The organism is Nodularia sp. LEGE 04288 (genome assembly GCF_963896525.1).
In the GTDB taxonomy this organism is placed as follows: Bacteria; Cyanobacteriota; Cyanobacteriia; order Cyanobacteriales; family Nostocaceae; genus Nodularia.
This window is the reverse complement of the sequence record NZ_CAWQOY010000117.1, coordinates 1-17,480: the sequence shown is the minus strand read 5'-3', so window position 1 is coordinate 17,480 and position 17,480 is coordinate 1. Positions and strand designations below refer to the sequence as shown.

Sequence of the window (17,480 nt, the reverse complement as noted above, 5' to 3'; positions counted from 1 at the left end):
CATTGCTAATTGTGAATTTAGCAAAGGTATTCACGATGAATAAAAAAACTCCTAATAACCATTTTATCTATACAGATTGGATATTAATTGAAACTCATTTTGACCCAGAACAATTGCATTCTAGAGAAACCATCTTTACAATTGGCAACGGATACCTGGGAACACGGGGCAGTTTTGAGGAAGGTTATATTCGTGCATTACCAGCTACTTTCATCCATGGTGTCTATGATGATGTTCCTGTAGTTTATACAGAACTCGCCAATTGTCCCGACTGGCTACCATTGGTATTGAGTATCAATGGCGACAAATTTCGTTTGGATCAGGGGGAGATATTAAGGTATGATCGACAACTAGATTTACGTCAGGGTATTTTTTCCCGTTCTTTGCGTTGGCGCAGTCCCAGCGGGAAAACTGTAGATATTCACTTTGAACGCTTTGCCAGTTTAGCTGACCAGCACGTATTGGGGCAGCGCTGTCAAGTAACGCCTGTAGATTTTGATGGAATGATTGAAATTCAGGCGAGTATTAACGGCTACCCAGAGAATCAGGGTTTTAATCATTGGGAAGCAATCGACCAGGGTAAAACTGAACAAGGAATTTGGTTACACAGCCGGACTCGCGGTTCCCGGATCGATATTGGCATGGCGGCAAGGATGGTAATATCGGGAACTGAGGCAGCTTTAGAAGTGCATACTGCCCCTGGCTACCCTACCTTAACTGCAACCTTCCTGGCTACATCACAGCAGACGGTGACAGTAGAGAAGACTGTGACAGTTTTTACCTCACGGGATGTTTCCCAACCAGTGCCAGCAGCTCAAGAAAAACTCGCGCAATTGCCAGACTATATAACTTTGCTGCAAGCCAACGCCCAAGCATGGAATGAGGTTTGGCACTATAGCGATATCGTGATTGAGGGAGATAGTAAAGCTGCTTTTGCTGTGCGTTACAATCTATTTCAACTGCTGATTTCTGCGCCCAAGCATGATGAAAAAGTCAGCATTCCCGCTAAAACTTTGTCAGGGTTTGGCTATCGTGGTCATATTTTTTGGGATACAGAAATTTTTATTCTGCCCTTTTTTACTTTCACCCAACCTGCTTTAGCCCGAAATTTATTAAGTTATCGTTACCACACTTTAAATGGTGCGCGACGCAAGGCATCCCATTATGGTTATAAAGGGGCGATGTATGCTTGGGAAAGTGCGGTTACAGGGGATGAAGTTACACCACGTTGGTCACTTCCTAGCGATTTTTACGGTGAAGATATCAGAATTTGGTGTCGTGACCACGAAATACACATTAGTTCAGATATTTCTTATGCTGTTTGGTATTACTGGCAAGCCACCGGCGATGATGAATGGATGCAAAAGTGCGGTGCTGAGATTATTTTAGATACAGCTGTCTTTTGGAATAGTCGAGTTGAGTTTAATTCTGAACAAGACCGCTATGAAATTCGGGGGGTAATTGGAGCGGATGAATATCACGAGTTTGTCCATAATAATACCTTTACTAATCGGATAGTGCAGTGGCATTTAGAAAAAGCTTTGATAGTCAATGATTGGCTGCATCAAAATTTCCCAGAACGAGCTAAGGAATTAGAGGATAAATTACAACTCACGGCTGAGATAAAAACCCAGTGGGAAGATATCGTGGCTAAACTTTGGATTCCTTACGATGCTGAAACGGGATTAATTGAACAGTTTGAGGGATTTTTCCAGTTGGAAGATATTAACTGGAATGACTATGAACCACGCACCCAGTCGATGCAAGGGATTTTGGGTATTGAAAAAACCAATAAATTGCAGGTACTCAAGCAGCCAGATGTATTGATGCTGTTGTACTTAATGCGGGAATTAGGAGATTTTCCTTACAATCAAAAATCATTACAAGCAAATTGGGACTACTACGCACCCCGCACTGATATTACTTATGGTTCATCACTTGGCCCAGCAATTCATGCCATTTTAGCTTCAGATTTAGGCAAGTCGGCTGAGGCTTACGAACGGTTTATGCAAGCAGCAATGGTGGATCTCGAAGATATCCGTGGTAACGCTGCCGATGGTATTCACGGGGCGAATGCGGGGGGAATTTGGCAAGCTGTGGTGTTTGGTTTTGGTGGGATTAAACTGAGAGACAGTCGCCCTCTGGCCAACCCTCATTTACCCAGGGGTTGGACACGCCTGAAGTTTAAACTGCACTGGCGCGGTAAATGGCATGAGTTTGATTTACGTCCCCAAATCACTCAGGAGGAAAGTAACAAAGGATTTATTTTATTTGCTCCTTCATCTCCCCACACTTCTAAAATCCAAGGGGTGATATTTGATTTAGACGGCGTGTTAACTGATACAGCAGAATACCACTATCAAGCTTGGCAGAAATTAGCAGATGAGGAGGATATCGAATTTAATCGGCAAGCTAATGAGGCGTTGCGGGGTATATCTCGTCGGGCTTCTCTGATGCGGATTATTAAGAATAAAAAATATTCAGAGGCAGAAATTCAGGAAATGTTGGAGCGTAAAAACGGCTACTATGTGGATCTAATTGAAAATATTACACCAAAAGATGTGTTGCCAGGTGCGATCGCTTTATTGGATGAATTGCGACAACAGGGGATAAAAATCGCCATTGGTTCAGCCAGCAAAAATGCCCAGGTGGTTGTAGAGCGTTTGGGAATTGCTGATCATGTAGATGCGATCGCAGATGGTTATAGTGTACAACAACCGAAGCCAGCCCCCGACCTGTTTTTGTATGCAGCCGAGCAATTAGGCGTTCCACCAGATCAATGTGTGGTGATTGAAGATGCGGCGGCGGGTGTAGAAGCTGCTTTAGCGGCTGGGATGTGGGCTGTAGGTTTAGGCCCCTCAGAACGCGTCGGTGCGGCTCATGTTGTTCTGCCTAGTTTAGCAGGTGTGAAGTGGGCAGAGTTGCAAGACAAATTGAGGGAAGCTGTGGCACAGAAATATTGACTTTCTACAAATTTTATTTGGATTAACGAACCGCCAAGGTGCCAAGTTCGCCAAGGGAAGAGGGTAAGTTTTTTAAGGGAGATAATTTTATGTCTAAATCTGGAAGAACACGGGAAATACTGCAATCAATGAGAAATATTCCTCAGCAAGTAATGAACTATATCTCAGAAGCAGTCAGCAGAATCTTCAGCCCCAGAGACGACAACTATCCAGCCACAGGAGTTCAACCCTTTGAAGGCGATCCCCCTGACAAAAAAAACGACTAAAACCTCCGCGTACCTTTGCGTACCTCTGCGTTTAAACCAAAGCCTTCAGCAAAGCCTGAAGTTTCAGTTGCACCTCAGCAAACTCTTTCTCAGGATCAGAACCAGCCACAATCCCAGCACCAGCATACAACCTCGCGCGATCGCCATCAATTAAAGCCGAACGAATCCCCACAATAAACTCACAGTTACCGCTAGCATCTATCCAACCCAGAGGCGCAGCATATAAACCCCGCTCAAAACTTTCATAACGACGAATTTCTGCACAAGCAAAATCTCTCGTTGCACCCGCCACGGCTGGAGTAGGATGCAATTGGGAAACAATCTTTAACGGGTGGACATTAGCGCTAACTTTGGCTGTAATTGGTGTCCATAAATGCTGGATATTAGATAATTGTCTCAGGCGCGGCGCTAATACTTCGGGTAACAAACCTAACTGGGTGAGGCGTTGAGTAATGAAATCAATTACTAGAGAATGTTCATGTCTTTCTTTGATACTATTTAATAACCGATTGGCATTAGCGGCATCTTCAGCAGGTGTTTTACCTCTGGGTGCAGAACCAGCTAAAGCATCGGAAATTAACTCTTGATTATGAATACTAATTAATCTTTCTGGACTCGCACCAATGAAGTTTTGTCCCTTACCATTGCTAGTAGAAAAAATATAACAATTAGGATGTATTTGCCGTAGATTGTTTAATGATTTGAATAAATTAAAAATATGGCTGGATTTTACATCTAAGGCATTTGCTAGGACAATTTTAATTAAATGGCTAGACCGAATTTTTTCTACGGCTGATCCCACAGATCGTTTAAAATCTTGAGGATTAGTGACAGATTGTTTACTAAACTTATTGGGTAACTGTTCTAAATTTGGAGCAGCATATTCTAAAGACTGAATTTGAGCAATTTTATGCTGCAAATCCTGCAATATACTTTCTACATTGGTGCTGGGTTTGATAATTATATTGTTGACTAATATGCAATGTTGATTTTTAACTGATATTTGCCAACGGGGAAGAAAAACTGTAGCCGATGGAAAAGGGTAATCTATTTGAGAATTATAATCAAAAAAGCCGAAATAACAAAAAAAGTGAGGTCCCGCAAATGTTGGCTGATTGTTACCAAAATTTATAATATTTTTTAGACAAAATTTGATAAAATGTTCAGCTTGATGAAAACGCTCTTTGCCATCAATTTCTAATTTTGTCACAGTATCAATGGCCGCGATCGCTTCTCCTTTAGCTTGATTCTCAAAGTAAAAATTTATTTCATTTGCTTGCGTAAGTTTATCTAATACAACTAAGGGATCTACCCAGTCAATATTCAGCGAAATACTCACAATTTGCCGACAATTATGCTTGAGGCAATTTTCCTGAACGTTTAACAGAAAATGGTATAGGTCTTTGTTTTTGACAAAGAAGTTGCTGCGACATGGTAAAACTGTCATGGATCTAGCAATAGTAAACTTTTTTTAAGTTAACTTCCTAAAGTGTAATTAAACGTGGTCGTATTTCTACAGGTAACATATTCAGTTGCCACTTCACCAGAGTATGGTTTGCTGTATTTATGGTGTTCCCAGACGCTGAACAGCTATCCTTAGTTTTGGGTTGTATCCAAAAAGTGAGTGTTACTAACGAGAGGTTAACCAGCCACAGCAAATTCCCTAAGTTTGGCACTTAACCAGTATTTAGTAAACCCCAGAGTTCCAGCGCTACAAAATCACTGTTGAATGGCGCGGGGCGGTGCTGGTGTCTCTCGAAACTGTAAAATTTTATGTATAAGTAAGGTTACTGTAATCTCATGAATCACGACTGATGACGACAAAACAGATTGTAAATCCTCAAATTAAATTATGGATGGCGGCAATTAAACCGCCAATGTATAGCGTTGCGATCATGCCGATTTGGGTAGGAACAGCAGTGGCTTTTGCGGAAACCAATAGTTTTAATGTAGTAGTATTTTCTACTTTTATCGCTGCGGCAATTTTAATTTTAGCTTGGGAAAATATCAGTAATGATGTCTTTGATTCAGAAACGGGTATTGACGAAAACAAACATCATTCTTTAGTAAATTTAACTGGAAATAAGCTATTAATATTTTGGTTAGGAAACTTGTGTTTGGTTTCTGGGTTGTTGGGAATAATCGCGATCGCTATTTGGCAAAAAGACCCCACTGTCATCGGCTTAATTCTGCTGTGCTGCGCTTTGGGCTACACATACCAAGGGCCTCCCTTTCGCTTAGGATACCAGGGTTTGGGCGAAATTATTTGTTTTTTTGCTTTTGGCCCTTTGGCGATCGCCGCCGCATACTATAGCCAAACGGCAAGTTGGTCAATAAATAGTTTAGCAGCGTCAGTGATTGTGGGCATTGCTACCAGCTTAGTTTTATTTTGCTCACACTTTCACCAAGTTAAGGATGACATAGCCGCAGGTAAGCGATCGCCTGTTGTGCGTCTGGGTACGGCAAAAGCTGCAAAACTTCTCTCTTGGTTTACGGGCGGTATTTATCCTCTGATTTTACTATTTGTGTTATTGGGGATGTTCCCTGTTTGGACTTTGCTGAGTTGGTTGAGTTTACCTTATGCGTTCCAGTTATGTCGCCATGTTCAGCAAAATCATCATCTGCCGGAAAAGGTGAGTAATTGTAAGTTTATTGCGGTTAATTTACATTTTTGCTGTTGTTCGCTGTTGGGTTTGGGGTTTATGTTGGGGGGTTGATAAGAAATTTTTATCACGCAGAGGCGCAGAGGCGCGGAGAGGGAGAGGTGAGAGGTTATCAATTTGATTTTCGTTGTTATCGGCGGCGCTTTTTACAGCCATTGGTTACTAATCATGGGTTGTGGCATACCCGTGAGGGGATAATCGTTTGTCTGGGTAACTGTGGTTACGGGGAAATTGCCCCTATTAGTTGGTTTGGTTCGGAAACTCTAGAACAGGCTTTAAATTTTTGTCGCCAATTACCCGCAGAAGTTACAGAGGAAATGATTTTCTCTATCCCGGATAGTTTACCAGCTTGTCAATTTGGTTTTGAGTCAGCTTTGGGAGGAATGGGGAGTGGGGAAGACAAGAAATATACCCAATTTCTGACTTATAGTGGTTTACTACCTTCTGGAGAGGCGGCTTTAAGTGAATGGGAAAGGCTGTGGAAGGAGGGATATCGCACGTTTAAATGGAAAATTGGGGTAAATGCAATTTCTCAGGAGTTGGAAATTTTTGACTTACTAACGCGTACTTTACCACCTGCGGCTAAATTGCGCTTAGATGCTAATGGTGGACTGAGTTATGAGGAAGCTAAACGGTGGCTGGGGATTTGTGACGATATTTCGGCAAATATTGAGTTTCTTGAACAACCATTGCCTGTGGAACAGTTTTCGGAGATGTTGGAATTGAGTGCTGGTTTTAGAACTGCGATCGCCTTAGATGAATCTGTAGCCACACTCAAGCAACTTGAGGAATGCTGGCAACAAGGTTGGCGAGGAATTTTTGTGATTAAACCAGGTATAGCCGGTTCACCGTCTCGTCTGCGGCAATTCTGCCAACAACATCAAATTGATGCAGTATTTTCGTCAGTCTTTGAAACAGAAATTGGCAGACAAGCAGCACTCCAACTAGCAGCAGAATTATCTCTGACAAATAGGGCTGTTGGTTTTGGGATAAATCATTTTTTAGAACCAGCAGAAAAACCGGAATTTAAATGTCCATAGAATTACCTATATTTTATCTAAACCAACTGGCTGAAAAAGATTTTATCATTGGTGACAATAATCATCAATTTCAGCAAATAGCCTCAGAATTATATTTAGAACTACAGCATAAATTAACTTCTGGAAATACTCCAAAAATCATCTTAGCAGAACGTGAACCAGTGCGATTTTTTGCAGGTTTTATTGCCGCTTGTGCTGCTGGTTGTCCAGTTTTTTTGTGTAACCCCGACTGGGGAAAACAAGAATGGCAACAAGTTTTAGAATTAGTACAACCTGATATAATTTGGGGACTAGAAATAAAAATATCTCCTCATCGCATCTCGAACCAATCCCCATACATCATGATTCCCACAGGTGGTTCATCGGGAAAGATTAAATTTGCTATTCATACATGGGAGACTTTGATCGCATCTGTGCAAGGATTTACCGAATATTTTCAGCTAACACAAGTCAATTCCTTTTGTGTCTTACCTCTATACCATGTTAGTGGTTTAATGCAATTTATGCGATCCTTCACCACTGGAGGTAAATTAGCTATCGCACCATTTAAGACTTTAGCATCAAGTCCAGAATACCAGATTGCACCCGCAGATTTCTTTATATCTTTAGTACCCACACAATTACAACGCTTACTAGAAAACCCCCAACTAACACAATGGCTATCCCAATTCACCACTGTACTTTTAGGAGGTGCGCCAGCGTGGGAGGAACTCTTAGAAAAAGCGAAATTTCACCGCATCCGTTTAGCACCAACCTATGGGATGACAGAAACAGCATCTCAAATTGCCACCCTCAAACCAGATGACTTTCTCAATGGTAAAATTAACAGTGGTCAAATTCTCCCTCATGCACAGGTAAAAATTCGCAATCAACAAGGTGAAATTTTAAATCCCTATCAAACCGGAAATATTACCATTCAGGCGCAATCATTAGCCCTGGGCTACTATCCGCAAACTTGGGAAAATCAGCATTATTTACAAGTAGACGACATAGGATATTTAGATTCACAAGGATATTTAAGTATTATCGGACGTAGCAGCGACAAAATTATCACAGGCGGAGAAAACATTTACCCAGTAGAAATTGAAGCCGCAATCAGATCAACTCAAATGGTAACTGATGTTTGTATCATCGGCTTACCAGATAAACACTGGGGAGAAGCAGTTACAGCCATTTATATCCCCAAACATCCCCAGATTTCTAGCTTAAAACTGCAAGCAGAACTTCAGAAAAAACTGAGTAAATTCAAAATTCCCAAACACTGGATTTCCGTACCCACCTTACCGCGAAATCCCCAAGGAAAAATCAACCGTCAAGAACTGCAAAAAATAGCCGCAGAACATCTACAAAATCTCTCTTAATTTTCTTCTCTCCGCGGCCTCTGCGTCGTGGCGGTTCGTTTCCAACCACTGAATTATCTCAGCAGACAAATCCTGCTTAGTTCTACTAATTGCATCAATACAAACGTGTCTAGTAACAGCCTTAGCAACCAGCACATTTTCAACCATTATTTCATAAATAACTTCAAACTTATTCACACCTAGCTTGTGAGGAATTAAACTAATTTCTAACTTATTCCCGCAGAACATCGGTCGAAAAAAATCCACACTAGCATTAACAATCGGAAAAGCTATAGGTGGATTAGTAAAAAATGCCTTGAGATTAATATTCGATGCTTCTAGAGATGCTTCATAAGCTTCATGACAAATAGACAAAGCATTAGCAAAATAAACTACTCCAGCAGCATCTGTATCTTGAAGGCGAATAGTCCGGTTATAAGTAAAAGGCATTATTTAATAATTCGTAATTCGTAATTTGTAATTCGTAATTAGAAAAACCAGCTTGATCATAATACGCCACAAATCAACACAAATAAATATTAGCTTACGAATTATTTCAAAGGTTGGTATATATCCTCAGAACTGGGGTTGAGGTAAGGACGTTGCAAATCAATCAAATGCTGGGCAAAATGTTGGTCAATCACCCTCATGCGTTCCTCCATTGCATTTTTCCCTTTTTCCCAAGCTTCCAATAAAGCATTCGCGACAATTTGACAACGGTTCATTCCAAAACTTTCCTGTGCGGCGAATTTTTGGGTTGGTTCTTCAGCTAAACTCAGTCCTGGGGCTAAAAACTTGGTAAACAAAGGTATTTCCGGTTGGAAATGAGATTGATATTCTGTATAAACAGCCTGAAGAATTTTGCGAATGGCTGGATAATCCTGGCGTTCAAAATAAAGTATCCCTGAGTCATAGCGTCCGTATGCAGCAGGATTATAGAGAACCTGAAAAGTAAAAGGAATATTAGCTGCATTCAGTTGCTGGGTCAATCCATCCATGCAAGCGATCGCACCCGATGAAGTAAAGTTAAAATAGATTCTGCCTATACCCAAATCCGCATCTGGGTTACCTTGCTTTTCCTGTCCCACGTTGCTGACTGCTAAATAACAGCCCTTTTGCAGTCGATTTTTAGGCATCCAAATCGCTACTGATTCCCCCACCTGGGCAGATTTTTTACTCGGTTTGAGATGACAGTCTGGTTCTACATATACTGTCAAACCGCCTTTAGTTACTGCCATACTACCATCCGGTTCCAGACGCAATACCTGCCAACTGGGGTCAAAATAACCTTTACCGTGATTGCTGGTTTGTAGTTGTTCGTAAAATTCCCAATCTACATCCACAATAGAATTAGCTTCTAAAGCTTGGTGTCGCAAGCAATTAGCAGTTTGAATATTAACAGCCAAAGTGCTTTGTAAGGAACCATTGTAATAGATACCGTACAGGAAATTTCGCAGTAATAAATTTAGATATTTATGCTGTAAAGCCGCAGGATTTTGTTGAAATCTATCTGCTATTTTCGCTGGTAAAGCAAACGGTTGATAATTGGGATGGTAAATTGAAAAGTTGGACTTAATCTCGATATTACTCGCAATATCAAGCAGAGAAGTTAGCAATGGATTGGTAGAAGAATTTAGCATTAATTAGTCCCGGATAAATCAAATAAAACTTTAATTAACAACCCCGTAGGCGAGTTTTTTCGTAATAAAGAGGAACCAATTGCTGCTGTGGTTCAGGTTGGGGGAATTTATGAATTTTTGCCAAAGATTTGACAATTTTCGCCTCAGAAACCCCGAAAATACTCAATACCGATTGTTCTGGTATGGTAAGGAGATTTTTCGCAATCTGAAGCATACAAATGTCAGTATTGCCAAAATATTTACGATGCTTAATAGTTGCTTGAATTTGATTAATCAGCGCCAGTCCTGTAAACTTGATGACTCGCACAATAAAATCACTCTGATACTCCAAAATCATGGGAAAAGCATTCAGATAAGCCCGAATTAACGCCAGTAATGAAGGTTGCAGTACCTCTAAGGGTGTCATGGCTAAATGCAGCGATTCTTCTAACTCAATGGTATGATCTACCACCAAACTGGAAAGCCAAATCCCTAAATAGCTGGCGATGAGAGTACCCAAATCAAAGGCTGGATCTCCCCAACCACAAGCTTCCCAATCAATCAATTTAATTAAACAATTATCTAGCTGATCCCAACGAGAATGAATTAAGATGTTATTTAAGTTAAGGTCATTGTGAGTCAAGCAGCAAGGTTGCCATTCATAAGCCAAATCTGCGATCGCTGATTCTAAACTCTCATAACGTTGATAGAGAAGGTAGAATTTTAACGCCTCAGTCGGAACTGTACCAAATATTTCTGGGCTAATAGAATCTACCCCTTGCGCCGGATTGTAAAAGCTATAGCGAAACTGTCCTTCAGGCGCAGTCGCCATAAAGTTACGATATTCTCGATGTTGAAAAGTCGCCCGATGTAGTCCCGCTACTGTCGTACCAATGGCGCTAGCAATTTCAGGCGGGAAAATATCATTGTGGCGATAAAATTCACCGAGTTCGGAATATTCACTTAAATAATTACGGATAAGTATCGAATTTTCTTCGTCAAAATGTAGTATTAATGGTGCGATAGCTGAAATGTTTCCTAGAACCGGAAACTGTTGCAGCAATTGGAAAAACAGCCATTCATTAAAAAACTCCTGGGGAGTTCCATCATTTTCAACATGAAGTTTTTGTTTAACCAGCAGTTTTTGATTACCTGCTAAAGTCACTAGTAAATTTAAATTCTGCGGACTACTTTTTAGCAAGTCATCTTTATTTGATGCTCCATCTTCTGAGCAACATAGACCTGCTTCTTGCAGATACTGGATAACGTTGTGAGAAGACAGTGATAATAACATATGCTATGTCCTACTTCGTAAAATTGCTGATAAAATTACCATTAATTGAGATGAATTAGCTTTAGCAGTTTCGGTAGACAGCAACAATTGCTTCCATATATTAATATCTCATTTGTCAGATTAAAACCTGCCATTATGGCAAGATAAGTTGAATTTTTACTTTAGATTACGCTGCTAATCACTATAAAATATTTAAATTTAACTACCGATAAACAACAAATAAACACCTACCTAGAGATGGATATTATCGGATTTAAGCATTGATTCTTCACTGAGGTTTTTTACTTTTATTGATATGATGCTGCCAAATAAAGTAGTCATCACAACAATTCATCTCATTTTCAGTGCGGTTGACCATTCACTAATTAGTATTCTCAATAGGTAGAGTAGAATCACTGAGATCCTCAACACCGGGAAAATTATATACAGTCTTATTTTTATTTATCATCACCAACTCAAAAAAACCGGATGTTTTCCGCCGTTAGTCATTATTTTGTGACCAAATATTAATCATCTATATTGCCGAACCGCTGTAATGTTACATTTGCCACCAAAACAAGTACTGGGAGAGAGAGAAAGAAGTGAAATGAGGGAGGCAATACTGAAACGCAACAGCTTAGTTCTTTATCTCGTGACAAATCTAACGTTATATAGTATAAATGTATTGTAAAAAATAATTTACTTTGAGTGGAATATCTACTTAAAAACTGGATGAGGATAATGATTATCTACCGATAAGCAATTGATTCACCATGAAGGTCAATGCCAACATCCCCAAAATTACCATCAATCCCGCCGGCATAAACTTACGTGTTTTAGCTAATCTCAATGCAAAGAAAATTACTAAACTTACGGTAACCAAAACTGCTAAAATCAAAGCCCAGGCTTGACCTTGAATTTGAAAGTAAGCAGCTAAAATTAGTAAAAAACCACTAATAATACCACTAAAAAGCGAAACTTGACTATTAGCCTTAATGTAGCCGATGATGCCACCAATAATCGCTAAAATGCCATAAGTAAGTGCAGCAATTATACTTGAATTCATTGTTAAAACCTCTGGAGATTCTGATTTTGCTGCCAGAGTCGGCAGACATTCGACCATAGCCCTTTAGCTCAACTACCCAGTTAATTGATGGATAATCCAGCAATGCCAAAAGCCAGTAGTTCATCCTATAGCCATAGCCAGGTACAATTCCTCCAATGTCAAGCAGCATCACTTTTACTCTACCAATCTGTCATGCAAAGCGAAGCGGGGATCGCATTCCTTGACCTGTTGCAAGCTATACGCTACACTGATGCCGATGCACGGAGTTGTCTTAAAGCCTATGGTAGTTATTTTTATGCCTTAACTGCTAGATATCAAAATTGGGAGGACTACCTCATTACTCAAATTCTGATCTCTGATAATCCTTTTAGTAGGCTAGCTCAACAGCAAGATTTTGAGGATTTACCCCGTGCTTTAATAGCCGCAGTTGAGCATGATTTACAGGCGTTGCAAAATCTTTATGAATGTAGCAGTGCTTCTTTGAGCGAGTGGGTACAAACTGTCGCCCATTTACCCATTTCACCTGTTGTCTGGTACAAAAAACCAAATATCAGCATAGAGACAAAGTTAATCGTGTTCCTACAAAAGTTAGATAATTGGGGTGATGCTGTAGAAGAGTTAGCAGCTTATTATCGTCAGTTCGGCACGGGCTTATTTGCAGAATATCACGCTTTGCGCTGGCAAGAAAGTAAGTTTGTGGGCATTAGGCATTCTGATCCCATCCAGCTGAATACTCTGGTGGGTTACGAGTCTCAGCAAGAAACTTTAATCAAAAATACAGAATTTTTATTATCAGGAGAGGTAGCACTGCACATACTACTTTACGGTAGTCGGGGGTCGGGAAAATCTTCCTTGGTAAAAGCTTTGTTAAATGAGTATGGACAGCAGAATCTCCGCTTGCTGGAAGTCGCTAAATCTGACTTGCAGGATTTACCAAAAATTGTCGAACAGTTGCGGGGAGTACCACAGAAATTTATTATCTTTGTCGATGACCTTTCCTTTGAAGAAGATGATGATGCTTTTAAAGCACTGAAGGTAGTTTTAGAAGGAAATTTAACTGCACGTCCCCAAAATGTAGTTGTCTATGCTACCTCCAATCGCCGCCACTTGATTCGGGAGTATTTCGTAGATCGACCAACGCCCAAGGATAACAACGAAATCCATGCCTGGGATACAATGCAGGAAAAGCTATCATTTAGCGATCGCTTTGGTCTCACTCTCACCTTTGAACCAGCCGATCAGAAAACTTATGTAAAAATTGTCCACCATCTAGCAGCCCAAGCCAAAATTAATATTACTCCAGAAGATTTAGAATATCAAGCATTACAATGGGCAACTCGCCACAATGGTCGTTCTGGACGTACAGCCAGGCAGTTTATTGATTTTTTAAAAGCAGATTTAGCACTATCTCATTCCCATACACATCCATCTCATCCCTCAGAGAATAAAACATCAAAAAAACAACAACTTAAAATCGATGATCAACCTGTCCTCTAGGCTTTTTTACTATTTGACTCTTGCCTGGGGATACTAGTTATAAAATTAATTAGTTTGTGATGATTTTTTATTCCCCCACAAATTGTACAAATACTTAAAATTAAAGCTTTCTCAATCATAGTAATCAGTCGTAATGGCATTAACAACTACCTATTCTGATAACTCAACGACGCTAAAAAAAACCAATATGCAATCAGCAATGATCAGCAATCGATATATTCTAGGCATAGTTGCCTTTAGTGTGAGTTTTGGCATTAGTCTCGTCCCAAACTGGGATTTGAATCAAGCCTTGATCACAGGTATAATTACTATACTTGCTACCTATGCGGCAGCATTATTTATAGATAAGCGTCGTAGCAATTATGAAATGCTGGTTTTAAGTTCCCACCGCAAGCGAATCAAAGAAATGGAGGGACTTAAACTCCGCCTTGTCAAAGAAATTAACCAAATAGAAGAGCATCGAAACTTATTATATGCAGAGTCTAAAAAACTAGAAAATCAAATATTAGATTGCCGAAATCAAAGAGATAGTATACATCGAGATTTAGGCATATTTGCTGGACAAAAAAAGCAATTAGAAACCGAAAGTATTAACTTAATTGCTGAAATCAAAATTCTCGAACAAAATCAAGCAGAACTGCATCATGCTTTTTCTCAACTCACAACCGAAAAACGTCGCCTGGATTTGAACTGTAATACATCTCGTGCTGAAATTATGCAGTTGCAAAATCAAATTGGCGGACTCCAGCAAGACAAACAAGAACTTGAGACTAATGTCAGTCTGCTAGGTAGACTAAAACCCCAACTAGAGGAAAAAATGTATGAACTGCGAATTGAAATCCAAGAACTAGAAACCGAAACTAACCAGCAGAAGCAATTGTTAGTATCTACAAAAACTGAAAGGGAAAATTTAGCCGAAAATCTCAATTACTTACAAACTAAAATCGCAGAAAAGCAATCAGAATTACAGCAAATCGAAGCACAATCCTTTTTATTGCAATCCGAACGAGACTTATTGCAGAGTCAAGTTTGGGAATTACTCCAACAAACAGAAACATTAAATCAAGAAGTCTTACCTGAAGATTTCCATGAAAATGCAAATGATTTGTTTTCTTTTACAGAATTAATTGATTCCTCCGATTCAATAGATACAACAGTAATTTTACCTAAAGAATGGAATAATTTTTTAGAAATCCTCCCCAATCATGAAATCCAGGTGTTAAAAGCCATAGTAGAACAAGATAACCCCAAGGTAATTATTAAACAAATTGCCGAAGCCAATATTACTATGCCAAATCTATTAATTGATTCTATAAATGAACACGCCAATGATACTATTGGAGAATTAATCATTGAACCTAGTTTGGAAATTCCTGAAGTGTATCAAGAGCATATATTAAATGCCAGAAAAATGCTGGCTATGTATGAAAACCTCATAGCTAGACAAGCTTCATCAAATTAAAGTAGGTTGGGTTTCTTTCCAAGCCACGTACTACGAGTCGGGAAACCCGCCCAACGCAGTGGCTCCCCAATCTACCAAAATACATTTTATTAGAAGTATTAATGCAAAATTAATATTCAGTGTATCTCCTATACCTCTGCGTTGAAAATGCAATTAAATAAACTATATGGCTAAACTCAAAATTTCTAAAAAAATTTCTACTGCTTTAATCAACTCTCTCGGCGCAGGAGTAGTACCGAGAACAGGAGTTGAGCATATTGCAGTGGGGCGAGAAAAAGAACTTCAAAGCCTATTTCAAAATCTCGATGACATCGCAGAAGGTGTATCAGCATTTCGGTTTATCATTGGTAACTATGGCTCAGGTAAAAGCTTCATCCTCCAACTAATTCGCAACCGCGCTATGGAGCAAGGTTTTGTGGTAGCTGATGCTGATTTATCTTCCTCACGCCGGTTAGCAGGAACCCACAATGAAGGTTTAGCAACTTATCGCGAATTAATGAGCCACTTGGCGACAAAAACTCGTCCTGATGGTGGTGCTTTAGTTTCCATTTTGGAAGGATGGATTAATAAAATTCAACAAGAAGTTGTCAAAGAAACAAATTTGCGTCCTAATGACGATGGTTTTGATGACAAAGTTGAAGCTAAAATCAGAGAAGTAGTGCTGTATATTGAAGATTTAGTACATGGTTTTGATTTTGGTAGTGTAATTATTGCTTATTGGCGTGGCTATCGGTTAGATGATGATGATTTAAAAAATGCAGCTATGCGTTGGTTGCGGGGAGAATTCAATACTAAAACTGAATCGAAAGCAGCGTTAGGAGTTCGGGTAATTATTGATGATGATAGTTGGTATGACTACATCAAACTATTTGCTAAGTTTGTGGCGGAGATTGGGTATAAAGGACTGTTAGTTTTAGTTGATGAAGCTGTAAATCTATACCAAATATCAACTACAGTCACCCGTGAAAGGAATTATAACAGACTGCTAACCATGTTTAATGACACCATGCAATGCAAAGCCGAACATCTGGGCATTTTTATTGGTGGGACAACCAGGTTTTTAGAAGACCCCAATCGGGGACTTTTTGCAGACCAAGCTTGGCGCAGACGCACAAAAGAAAGCCGTTTTGCTACACAGTCAGGTGTTCAGGAAAATTCAGGGACAGTCATCCGCCTTAACCCATTGAGTGAAGGAGAAATTCTCACACTTTTGCAACGCTTAACTGAGATTCATGCACTCAATTTTGGTTATGAGCAAGTTTTGAAGAATCCTGAGTTAAAGGATTTTGTCCAAGAAATTGTCTCTCGTTTGGGTGCGGAAGCTTTACTTACACCAGGGGAAATTGTCCGGGATTTTATTAGTTTGTTAAATATCCTGCATCAAAATCCAGGAATGGCTTTTAGTGAACTAATTCATGGTTCTAAATTTCAGCCCACTGTTATGGGGAAAGATGCTGATGAGGATGATAATGCAGCAGAGTTTAGTTTGTGAATATTGTTATACCAATTATTTGTGAGGCTGCATATTATTTCGACCCCACCCCTAACCCCTTCCCGCAAGCGAGGAGGGGAACTGGATTTCTAGTTAAATTCTATTTATACATCTTTATATTAAATTGGTATTATTTCCTAACGTATCAATATTAAAACCCGAATAAGTTATTAAAAGTTAAACAAAGGTAATTAATGCAATTCACTTCTTAATCAAAGGCTTAAGCATCTATTTGAGACGCTACGCGTTAGCGGAACTTACGCCTACGGCATACTACGTATTAGCGGAGCTTTAGCGTTAGCGATACACTACAAACCTGTAATTATTTACGCTAAGATAGGAACCTGAAATCAATGAATCAAGCAGTAACCGCTATTCTCTATTTCAAACATTGGAGATTTTTAGAATGAAATGGACGCTTGAAGAAGCCAAAAAACAGCTATCCTCAATAATTAATGCGACAAGTCTTGAACCTCAGCTAATCTACACTCAAGAAGAATTAGTGGCTGCAATTGTAGACCCTGAGCTTTTTCAAGAATTTTTAAACTGGCGACAAAACGCTGGGAAAATATCTCTAGATCAAGTATTTAAACAAGTTCGGCAGTTATGCACTGAGGAAAATTATAGCTTAGAGATACCACCACGCAGCGATCGCGATAATCCTTTTACTGATATAGCAATCGCCAAGGTAATTTAAGCATAGAATGTAACAATACCTTTTTCTATGGAGGGAGGCGATCGCTATATGCCCAAGTCGTACAGTTACGACCTTCGTCAAAAGGTCATCCAAGCTATCGAA

General features: G+C 39.7%; 14 protein-coding genes. 9 read left to right on the top strand and 5 right to left on the bottom strand.

The features are described from left to right. The first annotated feature begins 35 nt into the window (after positions 1-35). Positions 36-2,963: a beta-phosphoglucomutase gene (pgmB, locus tag AACX33_RS14605; RefSeq protein WP_194003599.1), complete on the top strand. Its 2,928-nt coding sequence runs from the start codon at positions 36-38 to the stop codon at positions 2,961-2,963. An 89-nt stretch (positions 2,964-3,052) separates the two neighbouring features. Further along, on the top strand, positions 3,053-3,229 hold the full coding sequence (locus AACX33_RS14600) for a hypothetical protein (RefSeq protein ID WP_194003601.1): 177 nt from the start codon (positions 3,053-3,055) through the stop codon (positions 3,227-3,229). A gap of 31 nt (positions 3,230-3,260) precedes the next feature. On the opposite strand, the gene AACX33_RS14595 is transcribed toward AACX33_RS14600, so the two are convergent. Beyond that, positions 3,261-4,676, bottom strand: a complete 1,416-nt coding sequence (locus AACX33_RS14595; RefSeq protein WP_194003604.1) for an isochorismate synthase — start codon at positions 4,674-4,676, stop codon at positions 3,261-3,263. 367 nt (positions 4,677-5,043) lie between these two features. Between AACX33_RS14595 and menA the strand changes: the two genes are divergently transcribed. From menA to AACX33_RS14580, 3 genes are read left to right on the top strand one after another with little or no spacing between them, the layout of a single operon-like run. Next, positions 5,044-5,946 (top strand): 2-carboxy-1,4-naphthoquinone phytyltransferase, encoded by a 903-nt coding sequence (gene menA, locus AACX33_RS14590; RefSeq protein WP_194003606.1) that lies wholly within the window; start codon positions 5,044-5,046, stop codon positions 5,944-5,946. 47 nt (positions 5,947-5,993) lie between these two features. Then, entirely contained in the window at positions 5,994-6,932 is a 939-nt protein-coding gene (locus AACX33_RS14585; RefSeq protein WP_194003608.1) for an o-succinylbenzoate synthase, read from the top strand. Then, the gene (locus AACX33_RS14580; protein WP_194003610.1) at positions 6,923-8,293 is read left to right on the top strand and encodes a 2-succinylbenzoate--CoA ligase; all 1,371 of its coding nucleotides are present in this window, start codon (positions 6,923-6,925) and stop codon (positions 8,291-8,293) included. Before AACX33_RS14585 ends, AACX33_RS14580 begins: the two co-directional genes overlap by 10 nt. Here the strand turns inward: AACX33_RS14580 and AACX33_RS14575 are convergent. The 4 genes from AACX33_RS14575 to AACX33_RS14560 form a co-directional block, all read right to left on the bottom strand. Next, on the bottom strand, positions 8,276-8,722 hold the full coding sequence (locus AACX33_RS14575) for an acyl-CoA thioesterase (protein ID WP_194003612.1): 447 nt from the start codon (positions 8,720-8,722) through the stop codon (positions 8,276-8,278). The genes AACX33_RS14580 and AACX33_RS14575 overlap by 18 nt on opposite strands. A 101-nt stretch (positions 8,723-8,823) precedes the next feature. Further along, complete coding sequence (locus tag AACX33_RS14570; RefSeq protein ID WP_194003614.1) at positions 8,824-9,912, bottom strand: T3SS effector HopA1 family protein; 1,089 nt, start codon at positions 9,910-9,912, stop codon at positions 8,824-8,826. 34 nt (positions 9,913-9,946) lie between these two features. Continuing rightward, entirely contained in the window at positions 9,947-11,185 is a 1,239-nt protein-coding gene (locus tag AACX33_RS14565) for an aminoglycoside phosphotransferase family protein (protein WP_194003616.1), read from the bottom strand. A gap of 724 nt (positions 11,186-11,909) precedes the next feature. Beyond that, on the bottom strand, positions 11,910-12,230 hold the full coding sequence (locus AACX33_RS14560) for a TMEM14 family protein (RefSeq protein ID WP_194003618.1): 321 nt from the start codon (positions 12,228-12,230) through the stop codon (positions 11,910-11,912). Positions 12,231-12,317: 87 nt separating this feature from the next. Between AACX33_RS14560 and AACX33_RS14555 the strand changes: the two genes are divergently transcribed. The 4 genes from AACX33_RS14555 (at position 12,318) to AACX33_RS14540 (ending at position 17,378) form a co-directional block, all read left to right on the top strand. Beyond that, positions 12,318-13,727 carry an ATP-binding protein gene (locus tag AACX33_RS14555; protein ID WP_194003620.1) on the top strand — a complete coding sequence of 470 codons (1,410 nt, stop codon included), beginning with the start codon at positions 12,318-12,320 and terminating at the stop codon, positions 13,725-13,727. Positions 13,728-13,914: 187 nt separating this feature from the next. Next, positions 13,915-15,189 carry a tellurite resistance TerB C-terminal domain-containing protein gene (locus tag AACX33_RS14550; RefSeq protein WP_194003622.1) on the top strand — a complete coding sequence of 425 codons (1,275 nt, stop codon included), beginning with the start codon at positions 13,915-13,917 and terminating at the stop codon, positions 15,187-15,189. A gap of 166 nt (positions 15,190-15,355) precedes the next feature. Beyond that, a complete protein-coding gene (locus AACX33_RS14545) occupies positions 15,356-16,681 on the top strand; it encodes an ATP-binding protein (protein ID WP_194003624.1) in 1,326 nt (441 codons plus the stop codon). Between the two features lie 406 nt (positions 16,682-17,087). Then, a complete protein-coding gene (locus AACX33_RS14540) occupies positions 17,088-17,378 on the top strand; it encodes a prevent-host-death protein (protein WP_194003626.1) in 291 nt (96 codons plus the stop codon). Positions 17,379-17,480 lie beyond the last annotated feature (102 nt).